Origin of the sequence: Campylobacter sp. BCW_6467, assembly GCF_001762855.1 — a bacterium.
Lineage (GTDB): Bacteria > Campylobacterota > Campylobacteria > Campylobacterales > Campylobacteraceae > Campylobacter_D > Campylobacter_D jejuni.
This window is the reverse complement of the sequence record NZ_MJXP01000021.1, coordinates 46,694-67,879: the sequence shown is the minus strand read 5'-3', so window position 1 is coordinate 67,879 and position 21,186 is coordinate 46,694. Positions and strand designations below refer to the sequence as shown.

The window sequence follows — 21,186 nt, the reverse complement described above, 5'->3', positions numbered from 1 at the left end:
AATTAACCTCCAGTTTGATAAAAAGCACGAGATGAGGTTTTATTATCAACAACACTCCATTTATTTTTTTCTGGTTTATTTCTTAATACCTCTTGTAATATTTCTACAGCGGCTTTAATATCACCTTTTCGAACCGCTTCTTTTATACTTAATGCTTCATCAAAATAAAGGCAAGGTATTAACAAGCCTTCAGCGCTTAAGCGTATGCGATTGCAAGAATCGCAAAATTCATGGCTATGAGGATCTATAATTCCAAATTCATAATCATCTGCCTTGTAAATACTCACAGGTGCTTTTTCATCTTTTTTTATAAGTTGAATTTGATATTTTTGACTTAAAATTTGTATAATTTCATCTCTTTTTAATCCTTGTAATTTACCATAAGCATGAGTATTTTCCATAAATTCTATAAAGCGAATTTGAGCTTTTTTTGATTTTGCAAATTCCAAAAGAGATATCAGTTCATCATCGTTTAAATTTTTAAGAGCTACAGTATTAAGTTTTACTTTCAAATCTAGATTTAAAGCTTCATCAATTCCAGATAAAACACTATCTAATACATCTTTTTGCGCAAGAGTTTTTGCTTTTTTGTGATCTAGGGTATCAAGTGAAATATTAAGTCGTTTAAGTCCAGCATTTTTTAAGTCTTTAGCAAAGTCTTTTAGTAAAAATCCATTTGTAGTTATAGCAAGGTCAATATCGCTTTTATAATCGCTAATCATTTTTATAAAAATACTTAAATCTTTTCTTAATAAAGGTTCCCCACCTGTTATACGGATTTTTTCAATTCCTTCGTCTATAGCTGCTTTGATAAATAAAAAAAGTTCTTCGAAGCTTAATAAATTTTCTTTTGGCTGATAATCGAAAGGAATTTTTGGCATACAATAAAGGCAGCGAAAGTTACATCTTTGTGTAACTGAAATTCTAAGATAATTTATTTTTCTACCGAATTGATCTATAAGCATTTATTTTCCATTCTATTTTATTAATTTCTTAAATTTTAAGACAAGTTCTACATTTCCAGTGCCAATGCGTAAATCTTTAGCGATTTGTTCTATGCTTTTTCCTTCTTTGAAAAGATTTTCTATTTTTTGTTCTTCTGTATCGTAATTTGGTGTAAGTTTAGCCATGCTTTGTGCTTTTTGTTCCAAATTTAAAAGACGATTTTGTTGTTCATTTTGAAAATCTTCTATGATATGTTCCATAGTTTTTAGTGTTCTTAAAACAGGAGTGATTTTTGAACTGATTTGTTTATCAAGTTCAATCATAATTTCTTCTTTTAAAAGAGAGATTTTATAGTCTTCATCCTCTTCGCTATCATCTTTAACCCCTAATTCTTTACGAAAATAATGAAGTTCTTTGGTAATATCTTCTATCACATTTTGAAGTTTTGCTATTTTTGCATTATTTTCTCTTTCTTTGATATTCATATAGGCTAGCATTGCAATTAAAAGCACAATTATAAAAACTAAATAAAGTACATCATTACTCATTCTTGGCCTTTCTTATTTCTTATCATATTTCTTTGAATTTCAACAACAAAAGCATCAAAAGCCATTTTGTCTTCAGGCTTAATTTTGATAATTTTTGCCAATGTTTGACTTTGAGCTTTGATAAAAATAGCTATTTTTTGATTATTTAAATCAAATCTTAAATAATATTCTTTATCTTCTTCTAAAATAGTATCCAAAAAATTTAGATATTCAAAATTCAAAGATTCTACTACCCCTTTTTGCTTAAGCGGTATAAGTTCTTTATTTTTATCTAAAGAATTTTCAAGCCTTAAAATATCTTCTTTTAGACTTAAAAGAAGATCAAAAATAATTTTTTCACCCTCGTCAAAATCAATGCGTAAAGCAAGTTTTTTCCATTTTAAAATTTGAGAAATTGCTCCAAGTTTTAGGTATTCTCCAAGAAAACGGTTATTTTCTATTTTACAACATTCTAAATGAGCTTCAAATCCTGCTTTAAAAAGTGTTAATTCCATAATAAATCAATCCAAATAAAAATAAAAAAGATAATACTTAAATAACCATTTAGAGTAAAAAATGCTCTATCAATATGAGCAAAATTCTTGTGAACAATTTTATGTTCCAAGGCTAAAATAATACCGCTTATAATTACCCCAGTAAGTGCTATTTTTCCAAGTGCTACACCCCAAACTTCCCACACAAAAAGAAGCCAAAATAATACCGCTAAAATATGGCAAAAAGCTGATATAAATAAAGTAGCCTTTGAGCCAAATTTAGCAGGGATAGAGTGAAGTCCTATTTTTTTATCATACTCCATATCTTGTAAAGAATAAAGCAGATCAAATCCAGCTGTCCAAAAAGTTACACCTAAACATAAAATAACGCTATAAATGTGAATTTCACCCATAATTATAACGCTTCCTGCAATAGGCGCAAGTCCTAAACAAAATCCTAAAACTAAATGCGCTAAAGAACTAAAGCGTTTAAAAGCTGAATAAATAGCCAATACAAAAAGCACAGGAAAAGACAAATAAAAAGCCAAGGTATTAATAAAATAAGAACATAATATAAAAATAAGTGCATTAATAATAATAAAAATCCATACGCTTTTTCTACCTATTTTTCCACTGACATTAGGGCGATTTGCACAACGAGGATTATCCTTATCTATATCTTCATCCATTAAACGATTTGTAGCCATGGCAAAATTTCTTGCACTTACCGCACAAATAATGCCTAAAATCAATGCCTTAAAACCAAACCAAGCAGTGTCATTTGCAAGTTTTGATGCTACAATCATAGAGGAAAATAAAAAAGGCAAAGCAAAAATAGAATGCTTAAATACTACAAGTTCTAAAATATCTTTAAATTTTATCCAGAATGTGTTCATTTTTCTACTTTAAAATATTTTTTGCTATGATTTTACTAAAATTTTTATAAATTTTAGGATAAATATTAAAATGTTTTTTGAAATAGCATTAATAGGAACAACCGCGAGTGGAAAAACATACATAGCCAATACTTTAGCAAGAGAATTTAATGCTGTTGTTTTAAGTCTTGATAGTCTTTGTGTTTATAAAGAGATTAATATAGCAAGTGCCAAGCCTTCACAAGATGATCTTGCGAGTATAAAATACTTTGGGGTAAATTTATTGAGTGTGAATGAACATTTTAATGTTGAGTTATTCATAAGAGAATATCAAAAAGCAAAAGAATTTGCTTTAGCTAGAAATTTACCTCTAATTATAGTAGGTGGAACTGGATTTTATTTAAAAACTATGATAGATGGTTTAAGTGAAAAAACCTTAGAGTCAAAGAGTTCTTTAAATAACGATGAAATTTATGCTCTTTTATTAAATATTGATCCAAACTATAAAATAGAAAAAAATGATACTTATAGATTAAAAAAATGGCTGGGTATTTATGAACAAACAAGAGAAATTCCTAGTGAATTTTTAAAAAGAACACAAAAAACTGGGGTGCTTAAAGATATAGAAATTTATGAGCTTGCGTGGGATAAGGAAATTTTAAAAAAACGTATTAAAACTAGAACAAAAGAAATGCTTGATAATGGACTTTTAGATGAAGCAAAAATTCTTTTTTCTAAATTTGATCATAAGCTTAAAGCATTAAATTCTATAGGTTTGAAAGAGTGTAAAGAATATTTAGATGGGGAAATTTCCTTTAAAGAGCTTGAAAATTTAATCACGATACATACTACACAACTTGCCAAAAGACAAAGAACTTTTAATAAAAAATTTCAAAGTAAAGCCTTGGAATTTGATAAAGCTTTAGCTACTTTAAGAATGAAATTTTCAATCGAAAAATAAATGTTCTATTAGAATTTTTACTCCTAATATAATTAAAACCAATCCGCCTAAAAGTTCAGCTTTATTTTTAAGATAAATTCCAAATTTATTTCCTATTTTTAGAGCAATGATGCATAAAATGAAGGTAATAATACCTATTAAAAATATAGCTAATAATAAATTTACATTTAAAAATGCAAAACTTACGCCAACTGCTAGCGCATCGATACTCGTAGCAATTGCTAAAGCTAGCATGGTTTTAAAGCCAAATTGATTGGCATTACTATCGCAATTTTCATTTTCCAATGACTCTTTGATCATTTTTAATCCTATTAAAGAAAGTAAAATAAAAGCTATCCAATGATCAATACTCGCAATAAAAGATGCAAAAGTTATACCTATAAAATAACCAATAGTTGGCATCAAGGCTTGAAATCCGCCAAAATAAATTCCAACAATAAGATAATGTTTTAAATGTAGTTTTTTAACACTAAAACCTTTGCATAGTGATACAGCAAAAGTATCCATTCCTAAACCACAGGATAAAAAAATAAGACTATAAAAATCCATAATAAATCCTAAAATTTTATAAAAAATTGAAGATGAAATTATAATCAAACAAAGATAAAAATCACATAATTTTGATATATTTAATTAAATTTTAAGAAATAAATATATATAATTCAATTTCATTTTTATTTTTTACTCCTTAAAAGTGGCCCATTCGTCTAGCGGTTAGGACATCGCCCTTTCACGGCGGTAACACGAGTTCGAGTCTCGTATGGGTCACCACTTTTTAATTTTTCTTTTAAAATAACGATTTTTTCATTTTTTCTATTAAAATTTAATAAATATTAATAATTTATTTTGTAGAATACGAATAGCTTTTGATATAAGTCTATTATAGGCTTATATCAAGGCTGGGCATTATTGAGCTGGTGTTTGCTCTTTTGTTTTTTTGTGAGTTTTAGCTTCATGTTTTTTATCAGCTTTAGCTTTTGAATGATGAGCTTTTGTATGTGTTTGATTCACATCGCTTGGAGTATTAGCTGCAAAAACATTAGCTGCGAAAGCACCTAGTAATGCTGAGATTAGTACAACTTTTTTCATATTTTCCTCCTTATGAATAATTTTTAGTTGCAAATTAATTGTAATTATTAAAAATCAACAAATAGATATTTTTTGTAAAAATATTTCAAAAAAATATAATTTTTTATATATATTTAAATTATTATTAAAATATATTATAAATGTATCTTATTTTATTTAGGTTAAATAACATAGAAATTTTACCCACTAAGCTTTTAAGATACTTTTACTCTTTTTAATATTATTATGGTAATATTTTCAATATCAAACTAAAAATAAAGGAGAAATTATGTTTGAATTAAGAAAATTACCTTATGATACCAATGCTTTTGGTGATTTTTTGAGTGCTGAAACTTTTAGCTATCATCATGGAAAACATCACAATACTTATGTTACAAATCTAAATAATCTTATTAAAGATACTGAATTTGCAGGTAAAGATCTTGTAAGTATTATCAAAACTTCAAATGGGGGCGTATTTAATAACGCAGCTCAAGTTTATAATCATGATTTTTATTTTGATTGCATTAAGCCAAGTACAGGCTGTGGCTGTGGCGGTTCATGCCAAAGTATAGATGCTAATTTACAAGCGGCACTAGAAAAAGAATTTGGATCTTTGGAAAATTTCAAAGCTGAATTTATCAAAGGTGCTACAGGAGTTTTTGGTTCAGGATGGTTTTGGTTAGTTTATAATACTAAAAATCAAAAACTAGAATTTGTAGGTACTTCAAACGCAGCTACACCAATTACTGAAGATAAAGTTCCTTTACTTGTTGTAGATGTTTGGGAGCATGCTTATTATGTAGATCATCGTAATGCACGTCCTGCTTATTTAGAGAAATTCTATGCTCATATTAATTGGGAATTTGTTGCAAAAGCTTATGAATGGGCTTTAAAAGAAGGCATGGGATCAGTTAGCTTTTATGCAAATGAACTTCACCCTATAAAATAATTTTAATCCTTTTTGTGTTAGAATGAATTTTGGCTTAATGTCAAATTTCTATACAAAAAGGAGCAAAAATGGATAATTCTTTATCTGCATATACTCAAAAATATGACAAAGAAGGTTATGGACTCCAATATCCTGATGGTCATGTTATAAGATTTTACGAGAGAATCTTAAAATACAAACTAAGCAAAACAAGTGGAAAACTACTTGATTTTGGTTGCGGAAATGGAGTGCATTCTAAGTATTTTAAAAATATAACCGGGGGGGGGTATAGAGCCTTATGGCATTGATATAGTTCCTAGTTTAAAAAAAGTTTGGGAAAAAGATCCTTGCTTAGATTCTAAAAATTTTCACATCATATCTCCTAATTCTAGCTTTAAAAAACTCTTCAATACAAAAATGGATTTTATATTTGCAAATCAAAGCTTATATTATCTTACAAAACAAGCTTTTAAAGAAGCTGTGCAAGAATTTTATGAACTATGCAATGAAGGAGCTATTATATTTGCAACTATGATGAGTGATAAAGGCTATAGTATGTATGAAAGAGGAGAACTTATGGATAAATGGCTTACGTGAAGTAAAAGGATGTCCAAGTGGTAGATTGAGCGGTTCTTCATATATACGCTTTACTAAAGACATAGAAGAATTAAAAGAAGATTTTAAACCTTTTAAACCTTTATTTTGGGGAGATTATGAATTAATTAATCTGTATAATTTTGAAGGCAGTGTGGAGCACTTTATTTATATAGGACAAAAGTAAGTGCTCTAGCACTTACTCTCCTAAGCTTGGAGTCATTTCGATAATCTTCCAAGGAAGTCCTTGAGAATTCAGCTCTTCCATAAAAGGCTTAGCGTCAAATTCTTCCATATTAAACACGCCTTTTCCTTGCCAAATCCCTTTAGCGATTAATTTCGTACCTATCATAGCAGGAACACCTGTAGTATAGCTCACAGCTTGTGCACCAGTTTCTTTATAACATTCTTCATGATTGCAAACATTATAAATATAAACTTGCTTGTCTTTTCCATCTTTTTTACCACGAATCACACAACCTATATTGGTATAACCTTTAGTGCGTGGTCCTAAACTTGCAGGATCAGGAAGCAAGGTTTTTAAAAATTCTATAGGAATGATTTCTTTTCCTTGGTGTATCACAGGTTTAATCCCTAGCATTCCAACATTTTCAAGACATTTCATGTGAGTTAAATAACTTTGTCCAAAGGTCATAAAAAAGCGTATTCTTTTTAAACCTTTGATATTTTTTACCAAGCTTTCAAGTTCTTCATGATAAAGCAAATAGCTATCTTTCACACCTACTTCTGGATAATCCCACTGTATTTTTATTTCCATCGGCTCTGTTTCTATCCACTTGCCATTTTCCCAATAACGCCCTTTAGCAGAAACCTCACGCAGATTGATTTCAGGGTTAAAATTCGTCGCAAAAGCATAGCCATGATCACCTGCATTGCAATCTAAAATATCTATATAAGAAATTTCATCAAATAAATTTTGCTGTGCATAGGCACAAAAAACATTAGTTACACCAGGATCAAATCCACTTCCTAAAAGTCCTAAAATTTCTGCTTGTTTAAACTCATCATTTCTCGCCCATTGCTCTTTATATTCAAATTTAGCTAAATCAGGATGTTCATAATTTGCTGTATCTACATAATTAATCCCTGCTTTTATACAAGCATCCATTAAACTCAAATCTTGATAAGGCAAAGCAACATTGAGTAAAATTTGAGCCCCTGTTTTCTTGATGAGTTCTACAACTGCATTGCTATCATCAGCATCAATTTGTGCCGTTTCAATTTGAACCCCTAAACGCTCTTTGATAAAAGCAGCGATTTCATCACATTTGCTTTTTGTTCTACTAGCTAAAGTGATTTTGCAAAAAGTATCAGAATTCATTGCACATTTTACAGTAGCCACACGACTTACCCCGCCTGCGCCTATGATTAAAAGATTTTTCATGAAATTTGTCCTTAAAAGATTTTTAGAAATTTTAGCTAAAAATTGATAATATCAAAATTTATTTTTTCTTCTAAGTTATAATTTGAGCTTAATAACATAAAAAATTCTATATTTTTATATCTTAACTTAATTCTATAAAAAGCCCCTAAAAATTCTTTTTGTAAAATTTTAGCCTCAAAGCGATTACCTATTTTAAGCTCTGCATAACCAAAAATATAATTTTTTGAAGCTATCCAAGCAAAAAATTCATCTTCTAAATCAAGTTTTTCTTCTATGATATTTAAATCAGGTAAAATTTGAGCACTTTTAAAATCAGGCTTAAAATAAAGCTCTTTAGGATTTGCATGAGTTAAAATTTTTCCTTTTTCTAAAAAAGCGATTTGATCGGACATGCAATAAGCATCTTCAATATCATGAGTTACCATAATAGCCGTAATGCCTTGATTTTCTATCATTTTTTTCAATTCTCTTCTTAAATCCTGTTTTAAATTTTGATCCAAATTAGAAAAAGGTTCATCTAAGAGCAAAAGCTTACATCCTCTTGCTATAGCTCTAGCAAAAGCCACTCTTTGCGCTTGCCCTCCTGAAATTTCATCGATTTTTTTATATCGTAAATCTTCAATTTCAAAAGTTTTAAGCAAATGATTTAAAATTTGATTTTTATCTTTTTTATCATAAAGTGCAAAAAGTATGTTTTTCTCAACATTTAAATGAGGAAATAAAGCATAATTTTGAAACATCAAAGCCACTTCACCTTTGCAAGAAAACAAATCATAAGAACTAGCTTGTTCAAGCTTAGCAATAATCCTTAAAAGCGTGCTTTTTCCGCTTCCACTACCTCCTAAAATGCTTAAAAATTCTCCTTCTTTGACATGAAGATTGATATTTTCTAAAGCTTGTATTTTTCCAAAATTTTTAGATAAATTTTTAATTTCTAACATCATCTTTCCTTGTGATTTTATCCATCCAAACAACAACCATTAAAGAAAGAAAAACGATAAACAAGGAAGGCAAAGCTGCATCATAAATTCTTTCATCACTTGCAAACCAGAAAGCTTTAACACTTAAAGTTTCAAAGCCAAAAGGCGCTAAAATTCTACTTAAAGGAAGTTCTTTAATCGTATCAATAAAAACAATAATAAAAGCCAAAAATAAAAAATGTTTCATTAAAGGTGCGTGAATTTTAAAAAATAAAATAAAATAACTCGTTCTTAAATTTAAACTTGCTTCATCAATATTTAGATGAATTTTATTATATCCTCCCTCTAAAGAATAAATTGCACTCGCTAAAAAACGAATTATATAAGCAAAAACAAGAACAAGTAAAGAATTTCCCAATAAACTCATGTGAAAAAATTTATCCAAAAATACAAAAAGCACTATAATGCTAATCCCTAAAGCAGCAGCAGGTATAGAATAACCCAAAGAACTTATTTTTAAAATAAATAAATTAAAAAAATGATTTTTAACTATCCTAGAGCTAAACATCAAAAAATAAGCTAAAAAAGTGGTAATTAAAGCAGTGATTAAAGCTAAGATTATAGTTTGAAAACTGATAATATAAAATTGCGATTCAAAAAGCTTATGATCTTTTAACCCCCAATAAACTAGCCAAATAAAAGGTAAAATAAAACCTACAAAAGCAATCATAAAACAATAAATACAGGATAGAATTTGTTTAATAGGATTTAATTTTCTTTTTTTGATAAAAAGAGCTAAATTTTGATTAAAACTATAATGATGTTTATTTTTATAATAATAATCCACATACATAATCAAAAATACAAAAAGCATTAAAATACCCGATAAAACACTAGAAGAATAAGAATCATTCAAATCATACCAGAGTTTAAAAATTCCAGCCGAAAAAGTATCCACTCCCAAATAAGCACTTGCACCATAATCACTCAAAGTTTCCATTAAAACCAATAAAGCTCCAGAAAAAATGGCAGGTCTTGCACTCAAAAGTGCCACGCGTGTAAAAATTCTAAATTCAGAATATTTCATGATTTTAGCTACTTCATAAGCCTCTTTAGCTTCACTTTTAAAAGCTGTTTTAGCAAATAAATAAATATAAGGATATAAAGAAATAGCCAAAACAAAAATAACACCATAATGATTGAAAAAATCTATCCTAAAGCCAAAATTTTCGTGAAAAAATCCTTGAAAATCCATAATTCCCACATAAACAAAGGCTAAAATATAAGCAGGTATGGCTAAGGGTAAAATGAGTAATTTTTCTAAAATTTTACAGAAATAAAAATCATAATTTGCAATCAAATAAGCAGAACTCACACCCAAAATCAAGCTTAAACACAATACTCCCATACTAATTATAAAAGTATCTTTGATGAATTTTAAAAATAAATAATCAAAAAAATGACTCAAATTTTCTTTAATAGATGAAAATTGGGTTAAATCACTTGTATTAAAATTTTGAAATAAAATATAAAAAAGTTCAGCAAAAATACCAAAAATAGGTAAAGCAAGAAAAAGGGCAAGTAAAATTGCCCCGAGTTTATAGTATTTTAAGGTTTTATACATTATCTAAAACCGACTTCATCGTAAATTTTAACCGCTTCTTTAATATTTTCTGCTATCTTACTCACAGGGATTTGATCTTCTTTGAAAGTTCCAAAATCTTTTACCGTTTGGCTTAATTCTACATCATTTCTTATAGGAAATTCATAATTACTATCAGTAAGAATTTTTTGAATTTCAGGACTTAACATAAATTCCATAAATTTTTTAGCCGCATCTTGATTTTTACTTGATTTTGTCATAGCAATACCGCTAATGTTAATATGCGTTCCTCTATTGTCTTGATTAGGAAAAATAATACCCAAAGAATTCCCCACTTCTACATCTTTTAGATTTTTAGAATTCTTTAAAAGCCCTATATAATAAGTATTCATAACTGCAAATTTAGCTTCGCCTGCAAATACTTGTCTAGCTTGATCTCTATCCCCACCCTTTGGGTTTGTCGCAAGATTCTCAAGTACACCTTTAGCCCATGCTTTAGCCTCTTTACTTCCATCATTAGCTATAATAGATGCTAAAAGAGTTTTGCTATAAGGAGCTGTAGCACTTCTCATGACAATTTCTCCTTTAAATTCAGCTTTTGCTAAATCTTCATAATTTTTCATTTTGCTAATGTCGATATTTGCGTTTTTATTGTAAGCAATAATTCTTGCTCTTTTTGTAATCGCAAACCATTCTTTATCCTTATCTCTTAAATGAGCAGGTATAAATTCTTCTAAATATTTTGATGAAACAGGGGATAAAAGTCCTAAATTTTTAGCTTCTGTAAGATTTGAAATATCAGCTGTGATGAAAATATCAGCAGGAGAGTTATTTCCTTCAAGAGAAAGCCTTTTAATAAGTTCTGAAGCTTTAGCTTGAGTATGATTGACCTTAATGCCTGTTTTTTCTTCGAATTTTTTTATGATTTCAAAATCAGCATCATAATGTCTTGCTGAGTAAATATTAAGCTCACTAGCACCTAAAAATGAAACAGCTGTTAAAAACATAAAGAAGATTTTTTTCATATTTTATCCTTTATTGAGAATTATACTCGGTTTTATTAAGATCTTTAAAATCAGTATGAGAATGTTCAGAGCAAGCAAAAGCAAAGCCAAAGCATAGTAAAAATAAAATTATTTTTTTCATAGGCATTAATTCCTTTTTAGATATTTTGATAAGAAATATTAATATTAAAAAGTAAATATGACGTAATCTTTATATTTTTATATTTCTTTAAAGAATAAAGAAGTTTATTTTTGACACATGTGTTGATAAATTTATGATTTTTAATAAACTCTTGATTAAATAAAGTTGATTAAAATTTTTCTTTTAAAAGGTGGTAGCATGTTTTCTTCATTTTTTGCAAGTAAAAAATGGGCTTTATGGGCTTATTTAGGACTTTTTTTACTCTTATTTTTTCTTTTTATTCAAACAAGTCTTAATGTTGCTATAAATTCATGGTATAGTGATTTTTACAATGTTTTACAAAAGCCAAAAATAGAACTTTTGGATTCTAATTCTACGCAAAAAATAGAAACTAATTTCGAAAATAATGCCACTTTAATCCAAGAGGCTAATCAAAGAGCTGAGCAAAATTTCCAAAAAGCTAATTTTATCAATAAAGGCGCATTGTATTATTATCAAAATTTATTAGAATATTTTTTCAACTCTAGGGCTATGATTGAAAAGCCGAATTATTCAGCAAATGATTTTTATGCTTTGATTTTAGTTTTTTTAGCTATTGCTATTCCTTATGTTTTAATCGCTACGATTAATATTTATTTTGCTAGTGTATATGCTTTTAAGTGGCGTGAGGCTATGACTTTTTCTTATTTAAAATTTTGGAAAAATAAAGATGATAATATAGAAGGAAGTTCACAAAGAATTCAAGAAGATACTTATAATTTTTCTAAAATCGTAGAGAGTTTAGGACTTAGTTTTATAAAAGCTTTGATGACCCTTGTAGCATTTATTCCGATTTTATGGAGTTTAAGTGATGTTGTGAGTAAAGCTTTATTTGCAAATTTAAGTGAAAATTCTTCTTTTTATTTTTTAAAAAACATTGATGGTTTGCTTGTTTATATTGCACTTTTGATTTCTTTAGGAGGCTTGGTTGTGTCATGGTTTGTAGGTATTAAGCTTCCTGGACTTGAATACAATAATCAAAAAGCTGAAGCAGCTTTTAGAAAAGAGCTTGTTTATGCTGAGGATAATCGCAAAGAATACGCTAAAAATGAGACTATGATAGAGCTTTTTACAGGACTTAAATTTAACTATAAAAGACTTTTTTTACATTATGGATATTTTAATATTTGGCTCATTTTATTTGAGCAAATGATAGTTATAGTGCCATTTTTAATCATGGCACCAGGGCTTTTTGCTGGAGCTATAGGACTTGGTATTGTAATGCAGATTAACAATGCTTTTGATCAAGTACGAAGCTCTTTTAGTGTTTTTATCACAAACTGGACAACTATCACTCAACTTAGAAGCATATATAAGCGTTTAAAAGAATTTGAGAAAAATATTTCTTATAAGTCTTAGCTTTTATCTTAATAAGATACAAGAAAAAATTCAAATATTAAATTTACTTTTAATTGTGTATAATAAGGTTTAATAATATTTTATTTCTTAAGGAGCTTCATTGGACCCCAGTCAGGTTTTGGATTTAAACCAAACTTCTACAGCATCTTTTGATGCAGGATATTCTATACTTATGGTTGTTGTTGCACTTGCTCTAGTGTTTTTAAATGGTTTTTTTGTTTTGTCTGAATTTAGTATTGTTAAAGTACGTCGTTCCAAGCTTGAAGAGATGGTAAAAGAAAAAAAAGCTGGTGCTAAGAAAGCTTTGGAGGTTACTTCAAGACTTGATACTTATCTTAGTGCTTGTCAATTAGGAATCACTTTAAGTTCTCTAGCTCTTGGTTGGATAGGTGAACCCGCTATTGCAAAAATGCTAGAAATTCCGCTTATTAATCTTGGTTTTAGCACTGTTATTATCCATACTATAGCTTTTATTATTGCTTTTAGTATTATTACTCTTTTACATGTGGTTTTAGGAGAACTTGTGCCAAAAAGTATAGCTATTGCAGTTGCGGATAAAGCGGTTTTATTTATAGCTAGACCGCTTCATTGGTTTTGGATACTCTTTTTGCCTTGTATTAAAATTTTCGATTTTTTAGCAGCTATAAGTTTGAAACTTTTTGGAATAAAACCTGCTAAAGAAAGCGAACTAACTCATAGCGAAGAAGAAATTAAAATCATAGCAAGTGAGAGTCAAAAAGGTGGAGTTTTAGATGAATTTGAAACAGAGATCATACGCAATGCTGTTGATTTTTCAGATACTGTTGCTAAAGAGATTATGACTCCTAGAAAAGATATGATTTGTCTAAATAAACAAAAAAGTTACGAAGAAAATATGCAAATCATTTGTGAACATAAACATACTCGCTTTCCTTATATTGACGGTTCTAAAGATACTATTTTAGGGATGATACACATACGAGATATAATACAAAATGAATTAAGCCATAAAAGTCAAAATTTAGATACTTTTGTTAAACCTTTGATTTTGGTTCCTGAAAATATCAGCATTTCAAAAGTACTTGTAATGATGAATAAAGAACGCTCTCATACTGCATTAGTAGTTGATGAGTATGGTGGAACTGCTGGAATTTTAACCATGGAAGATATCATGGAAGAAATTATTGGCGAAATTAAAAGCGAGCATGAAGAAGACAGCTATAAAAAACTTGCTGAAAATATTTATGAATTTCAAGGACGATGCGATATAGAAACTGTTGAAGAAATGCTTGTAATAAACTATGATGAGGATTTAGAACAGGTTACTATAGGTGGATATGTATTTAATCTTTTAGGACGCTTGCCTATAGTAGGAGATCGCATTGAAGATGAACTTTGTTACTATGAAGTTAAAAAAATGGATGGGAATTCTATAGAGCGTGTTAAGGTAGTTAAAAAAACAAATAAAGATGAAGAATAAGCCTCTTTAGGCTTATTTCTTTTTGTAAATTTGATTTTTAATTTCAATACACTCAAAACCTTTTTTATCTAGTGTAACTACGCGTAAATATCCACCATCATCTATTTTACCCTCGCATAAAAATACTCTTTTGGCTATTTTCATAGGAAGTTTTTCTTTATTTCTGTGTCCAAAGATTTGATAAAGATTGTCCGAGGTGAAATTGCAAAATTGATTTGCTACTTTTTGACTGTCTTCATATCCACCTACACCATAAATAAAATCATGGCTTGGTATAAAACTTATTTTTTCAGGTTTGGAGGGTATAAAATTTACTCCTCCATGTGAACAAAATATGAATTTATTTTGGAATTTGTAGTATAAACATTCTTTTAGATGAGGATAGAGTTTTCTAGCATCTCTTGGAGTAAGTTTTTCTTTTCTAAAATCCTTTAAAGTATTTTCATTAAATTCTTTGGAATTTGACAATTCTCCATTAGCCCATTTTATAAGATGTCTTTCGTGATTTCCTTCTAATAAGCATACATTTTCTTTTTCGCAAATTTTTAAAAGAAATTTTATTACTTTGCCATTTTCTATACCTCTGTTGATATAATCTCCTAAAAATATATAAAATTCATCTTCTTTGATTGTTTTAATGTATTCTTTTAAAACACTATAGCAACCTTGTAAATCTCCTATATGATGAATTTTTTTGTATTTGCTTAAATTTGGCATTTGGTAAAGACATTTTTTCCAGTCACTTGAGTCTAAAATTGGGTATTTTTTTAGATTTTTTTTGAGCAAATCTTGAGTTTTTTCCAAAAGAGCATAAGGGATGATATATCCATTTTTTTTAGCTTCTAAAAGATTTTTTTCTTGACATTGTTTTAAAGAGCTATCAAAAACAATAACATACATTTTATAGCGATGTTGTTTAGCTAAGTCTTTATAAATTTTTAATGTTTCATTGTAAGCGTTTATGATGCAAAACTCACCTTTTTGCATACGCATTTCTAGAAGTTTGAGTAAAATTTTACTCAAATCTTCATCATTTTTAACATTTAAAATTTTATATTCACTGACTATATTTTTAACGCTTCCTGATAAAAGACGCAAAGCATTTAAATCAAGTGTATAATTTTGAAGTTTATTATTTTTGATAAATTCTTCTTGTCCTGCGTAATAATTCCCTCTTAAAACAAGTAAGATTCGCACATTCTTTGCCTAGATTTTCTTTAAAAATTCAGTTTTTAAAACAATAACGCCAAATTTATCTACTCTAGCCTCAATTTCACCTTCTTTAGAAGTGAGCTTAATATTTTTTATAGTAGTTCCACGTTTTAAAGTTGTACTTGCACCTTTAACCTTAAGATCTTTTATTACACTCACGCTATCACCTGCGTTAAGTTCTGTTCCATTAGCGTCTTTAGCCATTTTTTTCCTTTCTTTGATCTAAAATATTTAAAATTTGCACCACTAAAGCAAAAGCCATAGCAGTATAAATATATGCCTTATCAATATGAATATCAAAACTTTCAGCAACTAAAACTACGCCTATTAACACCAAAAAAGCTAAGGCTAAAATTTTAATGCTTGGATATTTTTCAACAAAATCTGCTATAGGTTTAGAAGCAAAAAGCATCACAGCTACTGCGATAATAACAGCGATAATCATGATGGTTACATCTTGAGCAATTCCTACTGCGGTAATCACACTATCAAGCGAAAATACTATGTCAATCACAGCAATTTCAGCTACAACTATCCAAAGTTTATTGCTTGCTTTAAAATGACTTTGACTTTCTTCTTGATGAGAAATTTGCACTTTAATTTCTTTAATAGACTTTACAATCAAGAAAAGCCCACCTAGTAAAAGAACTAGATCTCTACCTGAAATTTCATTGCCCAATACGCTAAACAAAGGTGTTACAAGTTTCATCACCCAAAAAAGAGACAAAAGAAGTAAAATTCTTGTAATCATTGCAAAAGCTAAACCTAAGATACGTCCTTTATCACGATGTTCAGGGGGTAGTTTACTTACTAAAATAGCTAAAAAAATGATATTATCTATCCCTAGTACAATTTCAAGAGCACTTAAAGTAGCTAAAGTAATCCAAGCATCAATACTAAATATCCATTCAAACATAAATTTCCTTGAAAATTTTAAAATTTTTTTAAAGCGATATTTTATAGTTTTAAAGCAAATACCTTTAATTCTTTAAGAAAAAATTTCAATCACACTTAAGGGTAAAATTTCATGTTCTAGGCTATGAATTTTTTCTTCAAATTCTTCAAAACTCAAATTTCTTTTTTCAAAAGCTTTTTGAGCTATAATCATCCCACCATCAAGTTCTTCATTGACCCAATGCACACTCACGCCAGCTACTTTCATATCACTTTCATAGCTTTCTTTAATCGCATGTGCTCCTTTAAAAAGTGGCAATAAAGAAGGATGAAGGTTAATTGCCTTAATATTTTTTGTAAAAACAGGACTTAAAATTCTCATAAAACCTGCTAATACAGTAAGATTTGCTCCACTTTCTTTGATTTTTTGTACTAAAATCGTATCAAATTCTTCACGAGTATTATAAGCCTTATGATCAACAATGATAGTATCAAGACCAAATTTTTTTGCCCTTTGTATACCAAAAGCATCTTTTTTATTGCAAAGGCAAAGTACTACTTCATAGGTATTTTCCCCTATGGTTTTTTTATGAAGTTTTTCTAAAATATTTTCTAAATTACTTCCATTTCCACTAAAAAGTATAGCTAATTTTACAAGCATTTTAATCCTTTGATAAGTTTTAAAGCATCAAAGCTATTTTTATTAAATTTATATTTTTTTGCAACAAGCCCATGAGCTAAAGTAGCATTTTTTGCTGCTTCTAAAGCACTAAAACCAAAACCTAAATGCGTAGCAATCATTCCACTTAAAACATCTCCACTCCCACCTTTAGCTAAGGCTTGATTTCCCAAATTTACAACAAATAATTTTTCTTTTTGCACAATAATAGGATTTGCTCCTTTTAAAACAAGAACACAATCATAATTTTGCGAAAATTTTCTAGCATAGAAAAAGCGATTTTTTTGCAATGCTTCTATATCTAAATCCTCATCAAAGCACATTTTATAAAGTTTTATAAATTCTTTTGGATGAGGGGTTATAACAACATCTTTTCTGTTTAAATACCAAAGCAAAGCTTCACTTAAAAAGCAGTTTGCATCCAAGATCAAAGGAGTGTTTTGCAAAATTTCATCTTTTAGAAAATCCAAATTTTCAAGCCCCATACCTAAAGCAATAGCACTTGCATTATTTTCAATTTTTTCTTTTAACATCAAAAGAGGTGAGAAGCTTTTTTGTGCTACTAAAGAAACAAGACCTGCTCCAAAATTTAAGGCTCCAAGTCCTGCTAAAGTTCCAGCGCTTGCATTGGCAACTATATAAATATGGCCAAAATTTCCTTTATTAGCGTTGATTTTTCTATCTATAGTTTTTAAATCTTTTTTTTCAAGCAAAAAAGCTTGAGAATTAGGGTAAAATTTCTTAGAGCTAATGCCTAAATTGGCTATTTTAATCCTTCCTACAAATTCCTTAGCAAAATCTTCAAGTAAAATTTCCTTTAAAGCTCCCATGCAAAGTGTAATATCAGCTTTAAAACAAGGATAAAATCCCAAATTTGTAGGCATATCGCAAGCTATTTTTAAAGCCTTGCTTTGATTAACTTTTTGAATTATTAAACTTGTTTTTTCATCTAAACAACGATTTAAGCCTGTGCCTAAAATACAATCAATAATAATATGAAATTTTTTAAAATTGGGTTCTTTTTTACAAAATTTAAAAGCATAATTTTGTAAAATTTGCTCTTGTTTTTTAAAAAGCGTATTTTCTTTAAATCCTATTTTATAAGCTTTAGCGTGTTTTAAATTTCTTAAAGCCACCAAGCCATCTGAAGCGTTGTTACCCCCGCCTAATAAAAAAAGTATTTTTACTTTTTTAATCTTGCGTTGAATGCAGATTTTTTTAGCTTCTTTTTTAATTAGTTTGGCTAAATTTAATCCCGCATTTTCCATTAAAATAAGATCATCTAAGCCTTTATTTATAGCATTTTGTTCTAAAATATTTATATTATCAATAATAGCTTTCATAATCTTTTTTCACCAAAAAATATATATTTTTTTCTCTTTCTTCTTCAAATTTTTTCATTTTAGGTAAAAATTTCTGGATCAAAGCACGAAAATTCTTAAAACCATAATTTTGCGGATGAAAATCCGAGTATTTGCGGTTCATATTAGTGCGGATTTGTGCGTATTCGGCACGCCCCTTTTCATCGATGAGCTGTTCGGTGATATTGATTAAAGCTCTTAAATAATCCTTACTTAAAATATCTTCTTTTTTACTCTCATCTTTATCTAAATAAAAAAATTCACTAAAGGCATTTACATAGGATTTTATAGATTTTTCAAGCCCCATTCCTACAACCTGTTTTTTATTTTCTCTTAATTTTTGAATGAGTGAAGTATAATCGCTATCGCTTGAAACAATAACAAAAATATCTATATTTTTTTCATAAAATATGGACATGATTTCAGTGATTAAATACATATCGCTTGAGTTTTTGTTGGCTGCAAAATTAAATTGTTGCATAGCGATTAAAGAATATTCAGCAATTTGCTCTCTCCAACCTTGTATATTTTTTTGAGTCCAATCCCCATAAATGCGTTTAATGATAACCTCTCCATAATCTGAAGCGATATCAAAAATACTTTTAGCGTATTTTGCAGGGATATTTTCTGCATCTATAAAGATAGCTATACTTTTATTTTCCATTTTAATTCCTTGCTCTAAAGCTTAAAGCTTCTAAAATATGGGTTTTGTTAATATTAAGACTTTGTTCTAAATCCGCTATACTTCTTGAAACTTTTAAAATTTTATTAAGCGATCTCAAAGAAAGATTATAACGTGAAATTGCTAAATCTAGCGTATCTTTAGCATCTTTTTCCAATACACAAAAACGACTCAAATCTTCATCTTTTAACTTCCCATTAAATTCTTTTTGCCCTCGTTTTTTACCAAAAATAAAAGCTTGTAAAATTTTTTCACTCATTTCTTTAGAACTTATACTCGTTTTATCATCCTTACTAATCTCATCCATAGCTACATAAAGATCAATCCTATCAATAATAGGAGCTGAAATGTGATTTTTGTATTTTTTAATCTCATTTTCACTACAAACACAAGAAAGATTTTTAGAAAATAAATTTCCGCAAGGACAAGGATTTTGAGCGGCTATAAAGCTAAATTTTGTTTCATAAGTGATTTTAGAATTTACTCTTGAAATATGAATTTTATAATCCTCTAAAGGTTCTCTTAAACTCTCTATGATTTGCTTGTTAAAATGTGGAAATTCATCAAAAAACAATACTCCACCATTTGCAAGTGCGACTTCTCCAATTCTAGCATTTTTTGTTCCTCCGCCAAAAATACTTGCTCTTGTAGAAGTATGATGAGGATGACGAAAAGCACGAATTTTAGTAAATTCACAATCTTTTGAATCTAAAGACATATAAGCATTTTGCATTAAAATTTCACTTAAACTTTGAGGAGGCATGATATAAACAAGGCGTTTAGCACACATACTTTTACCACTTCCTGGACTTCCTTCAAATAAGATATTATGCATACCTAAAGCAGCTATTATACAAGCTCTTTTAGCTTTTTCCTGCCCTTTGATATCTTTAAAATCAAGTTTAAAATCCATATTTTGTAAAAAAATTTCATTTTCTATTTGTAAAGGACTTGCGAATAAAGGATGATTGTGAGAAAAACGAAAATTTTCATAATTTTTTTCTTTAAAAAACTCTATTGCTTCATTTAAATTTTCAAGTCCATAAACCTCCAAATTTGGTATCATGGAAGCTTTTTGTGCTATACTTTTTGGAACAACGATTTTAGCTTTTTTAATTTTAGCAGAAAGAAACAAAAGCAAAGAAAAAAGCTCATTTGTGCTTTTAATACTTCCATCAAGTCCTAATTCTCCTACTACAAAAAAGTCATCTAATTCTTCATTTTGCAAAAGGATTAATAAAGCGATAGCCAAATCAAAATGCGATCCCTTTTTTGGGATGCCTGAAGGACTAAGATTGATAGTAATTTTTTTAGCAGGAAAAGCAAAATCACAACTTAAAAGCGTGGCTTTGATGCGTTCGACACTTTCCTTAATCGCTACACTTGCAAGTCCTACTATGCTTAAATTTGGCAAACCTCTTGTAAAAGTGGATTCTACCTCTATAATGTCTAAGCCTTCATGAAAGCTTATGCACTTTAGTTTTTTCATTTCTCTTTTTTATGATTTTTCTTCTTTTTCTTAAATTCTTTATCGAATTTTTGACGCTTAGCAAAAGAAATTTTTTCTATAAATAAATGTCCATTTAAATGATCATTTTCGTGTTGAATGGCCACAGCTAAAAAACCTTTTGCTTCAAGTTCTTTAAATTCTCCAAAGCGATCTTGATATTTAAGTAAGATATGATTATAGCGTTTTACTTCTTCGAAAAAATCTGGCACACTCAAACACCCTTCTGTGCAAGTGATCATTTCTTCATCTAAAGGAATAATTTCAGGATTAATAATCTCTAGCAAATCTTCTTTTTTTTGTTCATCATTTTCATCAAAAATATTCACAAGTAAAGCACGCAAAGGAATATCCACTTGAATAGCTGCTAAACCTACTCCATTACTTGCTATCATAGTTTCATACATATCATCAAGCAAGGTGTGAAGTTCTGTATCAAATTTATTTACAATTTCAGAGTTTAAAAAAAGTCTAGGATTAGGATAAGTGATAATTTTTCTAACCATTAAAAAACCTTTGTTTTAA

Annotated in this window: 25 protein-coding genes, 1 tRNA gene and 1 pseudogene; 8 read left to right on the top strand and 19 right to left on the bottom strand. The window is 28.8% G+C overall.

The genetic code is table 11. The features are described 5' to 3' along the window. Positions 1 to 2 precede the first annotated feature (2 nt). From moaA to mqnP, 4 genes are read right to left on the bottom strand one after another with little or no spacing between them, the layout of a single operon-like run. Complete coding sequence (gene moaA / locus AJ888_RS03140; RefSeq protein ID WP_002860981.1) at positions 3 to 965, bottom strand: GTP 3',8-cyclase MoaA; 963 nt, start codon at positions 963 to 965, stop codon at positions 3 to 5. A gap of 12 nt (positions 966 to 977) precedes the next feature. Further along, on the bottom strand, positions 978 to 1,493 hold the full coding sequence (locus AJ888_RS03135) for a DUF6115 domain-containing protein (protein ID WP_002860982.1): 516 nt from the start codon (positions 1,491 to 1,493) through the stop codon (positions 978 to 980). Further along, complete coding sequence (locus tag AJ888_RS03130) at positions 1,490 to 1,987, bottom strand: hypothetical protein (RefSeq protein ID WP_002860983.1); 498 nt, start codon at positions 1,985 to 1,987, stop codon at positions 1,490 to 1,492. The genes AJ888_RS03135 and AJ888_RS03130 overlap by 4 nt, the downstream gene beginning before the upstream one ends. Then, positions 1,978 to 2,862 carry a menaquinone biosynthesis prenyltransferase MqnP gene (gene mqnP / locus AJ888_RS03125; RefSeq protein WP_002860984.1) on the bottom strand — a complete coding sequence of 295 codons (885 nt, stop codon included), beginning with the start codon at positions 2,860 to 2,862 and terminating at the stop codon, positions 1,978 to 1,980. Before mqnP ends, AJ888_RS03130 begins: the two co-directional genes overlap by 10 nt. 70 nt (positions 2,863 to 2,932) lie before the next feature. On the opposite strand from mqnP, the gene miaA reads away from it, so the two are divergent. Beyond that, the gene (gene miaA, locus AJ888_RS03120) at positions 2,933 to 3,802 is read left to right on the top strand and encodes a tRNA (adenosine(37)-N6)-dimethylallyltransferase MiaA (RefSeq protein ID WP_002851982.1); all 870 of its coding nucleotides are present in this window, start codon (positions 2,933 to 2,935) and stop codon (positions 3,800 to 3,802) included. Here the strand turns inward: miaA and AJ888_RS03115 are convergent. After that, positions 3,788 to 4,351: a manganese efflux pump MntP family protein gene (locus tag AJ888_RS03115; RefSeq protein WP_002860985.1), complete on the bottom strand. Its 564-nt coding sequence runs from the start codon at positions 4,349 to 4,351 to the stop codon at positions 3,788 to 3,790. The two genes, miaA and AJ888_RS03115, sit on opposite strands and share 15 nt — an antisense overlap. A gap of 147 nt (positions 4,352 to 4,498) precedes the next feature. On the opposite strand from AJ888_RS03115, the gene AJ888_RS03110 reads away from it, so the two are divergent. Continuing rightward, a tRNA-Glu gene (locus tag AJ888_RS03110) sits at positions 4,499 to 4,573 on the top strand. Positions 4,574 to 4,708: 135 nt separating this feature from the next. On the opposite strand, the gene AJ888_RS03105 is transcribed toward AJ888_RS03110, so the two are convergent. Beyond that, complete coding sequence (locus AJ888_RS03105; RefSeq protein ID WP_002851904.1) at positions 4,709 to 4,891, bottom strand: hypothetical protein; 183 nt, start codon at positions 4,889 to 4,891, stop codon at positions 4,709 to 4,711. 268 nt (positions 4,892 to 5,159) lie between these two features. Between AJ888_RS03105 and sodB the strand changes: the two genes are divergently transcribed. The 4 genes from sodB (at position 5,160) to AJ888_RS09400 (ending at position 6,582) form a co-directional block, all read left to right on the top strand. Then, a complete protein-coding gene (sodB, locus tag AJ888_RS03100; RefSeq protein ID WP_002860986.1) occupies positions 5,160 to 5,822 on the top strand; it encodes a superoxide dismutase [Fe] in 663 nt (220 codons plus the stop codon). 68 nt (positions 5,823 to 5,890) lie between these two features. Continuing rightward, on the top strand, positions 5,891 to 6,109 hold the full coding sequence (locus AJ888_RS09410) for a hypothetical protein (RefSeq protein ID WP_002857297.1): 219 nt from the start codon (positions 5,891 to 5,893) through the stop codon (positions 6,107 to 6,109). Positions 6,110 to 6,218: 109 nt separating this feature from the next. Further along, the gene (locus tag AJ888_RS09405) at positions 6,219 to 6,398 is read left to right on the top strand and encodes a hypothetical protein (protein ID WP_250489379.1); all 180 of its coding nucleotides are present in this window, start codon (positions 6,219 to 6,221) and stop codon (positions 6,396 to 6,398) included. Continuing rightward, positions 6,361 to 6,582 (top strand): hypothetical protein, encoded by a 222-nt coding sequence (locus AJ888_RS09400; RefSeq protein ID WP_250482847.1) that lies wholly within the window; start codon positions 6,361 to 6,363, stop codon positions 6,580 to 6,582. The genes AJ888_RS09405 and AJ888_RS09400 overlap by 38 nt, the downstream gene beginning before the upstream one ends. Positions 6,583 to 6,594: 12 nt before the next feature. On the opposite strand, the gene AJ888_RS03085 is transcribed toward AJ888_RS09400, so the two are convergent. The 5 genes and pseudogenes from AJ888_RS03085 to AJ888_RS03065 form a co-directional block, all read right to left on the bottom strand. Beyond that, on the bottom strand, positions 6,595 to 7,800 hold the full coding sequence (locus tag AJ888_RS03085; RefSeq protein ID WP_002860989.1) for a saccharopine dehydrogenase family protein: 1,206 nt from the start codon (positions 7,798 to 7,800) through the stop codon (positions 6,595 to 6,597). A gap of 35 nt (positions 7,801 to 7,835) precedes the next feature. Further along, entirely contained in the window at positions 7,836 to 8,744 is a 909-nt protein-coding gene (locus AJ888_RS03080) for an ABC transporter ATP-binding protein (RefSeq protein ID WP_079396369.1), read from the bottom strand. Next, entirely contained in the window at positions 8,728 to 10,344 is a 1,617-nt protein-coding gene (locus AJ888_RS03075; RefSeq protein ID WP_002860991.1) for an ABC transporter permease, read from the bottom strand. Before AJ888_RS03075 ends, AJ888_RS03080 begins: the two co-directional genes overlap by 17 nt. Then, positions 10,344 to 11,348 carry a Fe(3+) ABC transporter substrate-binding protein gene (locus AJ888_RS03070; RefSeq protein WP_002860992.1) on the bottom strand — a complete coding sequence of 335 codons (1,005 nt, stop codon included), beginning with the start codon at positions 11,346 to 11,348 and terminating at the stop codon, positions 10,344 to 10,346. The genes AJ888_RS03075 and AJ888_RS03070 overlap by 1 nt, the downstream gene beginning before the upstream one ends. Further along, positions 11,345 to 11,475, bottom strand: a pseudogene (locus AJ888_RS03065) (hypothetical protein). The gene AJ888_RS03070 and the pseudogene AJ888_RS03065 overlap by 4 nt, the downstream one beginning before the upstream one ends. 192 nt (positions 11,476 to 11,667) lie before the next feature. On the opposite strand from AJ888_RS03065, the gene AJ888_RS03060 reads away from it, so the two are divergent. Both AJ888_RS03060 and AJ888_RS03055 read left to right on the top strand, forming a co-directional pair. Beyond that, complete coding sequence (locus AJ888_RS03060; RefSeq protein ID WP_002860994.1) at positions 11,668 to 12,867, top strand: putative transporter; 1,200 nt, start codon at positions 11,668 to 11,670, stop codon at positions 12,865 to 12,867. Between the two features lie 100 nt (positions 12,868 to 12,967). Next, positions 12,968 to 14,326 carry a hemolysin family protein gene (locus AJ888_RS03055; RefSeq protein ID WP_002860995.1) on the top strand — a complete coding sequence of 453 codons (1,359 nt, stop codon included), beginning with the start codon at positions 12,968 to 12,970 and terminating at the stop codon, positions 14,324 to 14,326. Between the two features lie 12 nt (positions 14,327 to 14,338). Here the strand turns inward: AJ888_RS03055 and AJ888_RS03050 are convergent, their stop codons facing one another. The 8 genes from AJ888_RS03050 to def all read right to left on the bottom strand — a co-directional run bounded on the left by AJ888_RS03050 (position 14,339) and on the right by def (position 21,167). Continuing rightward, entirely contained in the window at positions 14,339 to 15,523 is a 1,185-nt protein-coding gene (locus AJ888_RS03050) for a metallophosphoesterase (protein WP_002860996.1), read from the bottom strand. Positions 15,524 to 15,532: 9 nt separating this feature from the next. After that, complete coding sequence (locus tag AJ888_RS03045) at positions 15,533 to 15,742, bottom strand: alkylphosphonate utilization protein (protein WP_002857271.1); 210 nt, start codon at positions 15,740 to 15,742, stop codon at positions 15,533 to 15,535. Further along, entirely contained in the window at positions 15,735 to 16,454 is a 720-nt protein-coding gene (locus AJ888_RS03040) for a TerC family protein (RefSeq protein ID WP_002860997.1), read from the bottom strand. The genes AJ888_RS03045 and AJ888_RS03040 overlap by 8 nt, the downstream gene beginning before the upstream one ends. A gap of 72 nt (positions 16,455 to 16,526) precedes the next feature. Then, a complete protein-coding gene (gene purN, locus AJ888_RS03035; RefSeq protein ID WP_002860998.1) occupies positions 16,527 to 17,093 on the bottom strand; it encodes a phosphoribosylglycinamide formyltransferase in 567 nt (188 codons plus the stop codon). Beyond that, a complete protein-coding gene (locus AJ888_RS03030; protein WP_002860999.1) occupies positions 17,084 to 18,454 on the bottom strand; it encodes a bifunctional ADP-dependent NAD(P)H-hydrate dehydratase/NAD(P)H-hydrate epimerase in 1,371 nt (456 codons plus the stop codon). The genes purN and AJ888_RS03030 overlap by 10 nt, the downstream gene beginning before the upstream one ends. Beyond that, entirely contained in the window at positions 18,438 to 19,136 is a 699-nt protein-coding gene (locus tag AJ888_RS03025; RefSeq protein ID WP_002861000.1) for an NYN domain-containing protein, read from the bottom strand. The genes AJ888_RS03030 and AJ888_RS03025 overlap by 17 nt, the downstream gene beginning before the upstream one ends. A 1-nt stretch (position 19,137) precedes the next feature. Next, entirely contained in the window at positions 19,138 to 20,643 is a 1,506-nt protein-coding gene (locus tag AJ888_RS03020; protein ID WP_002861001.1) for a YifB family Mg chelatase-like AAA ATPase, read from the bottom strand. After that, positions 20,640 to 21,167, bottom strand: a complete 528-nt coding sequence (gene def / locus AJ888_RS03015; protein WP_002861002.1) for a peptide deformylase — start codon at positions 21,165 to 21,167, stop codon at positions 20,640 to 20,642. Before def ends, AJ888_RS03020 begins: the two co-directional genes overlap by 4 nt. Between the last annotated feature and the right edge of the window lie 19 nt (positions 21,168 to 21,186).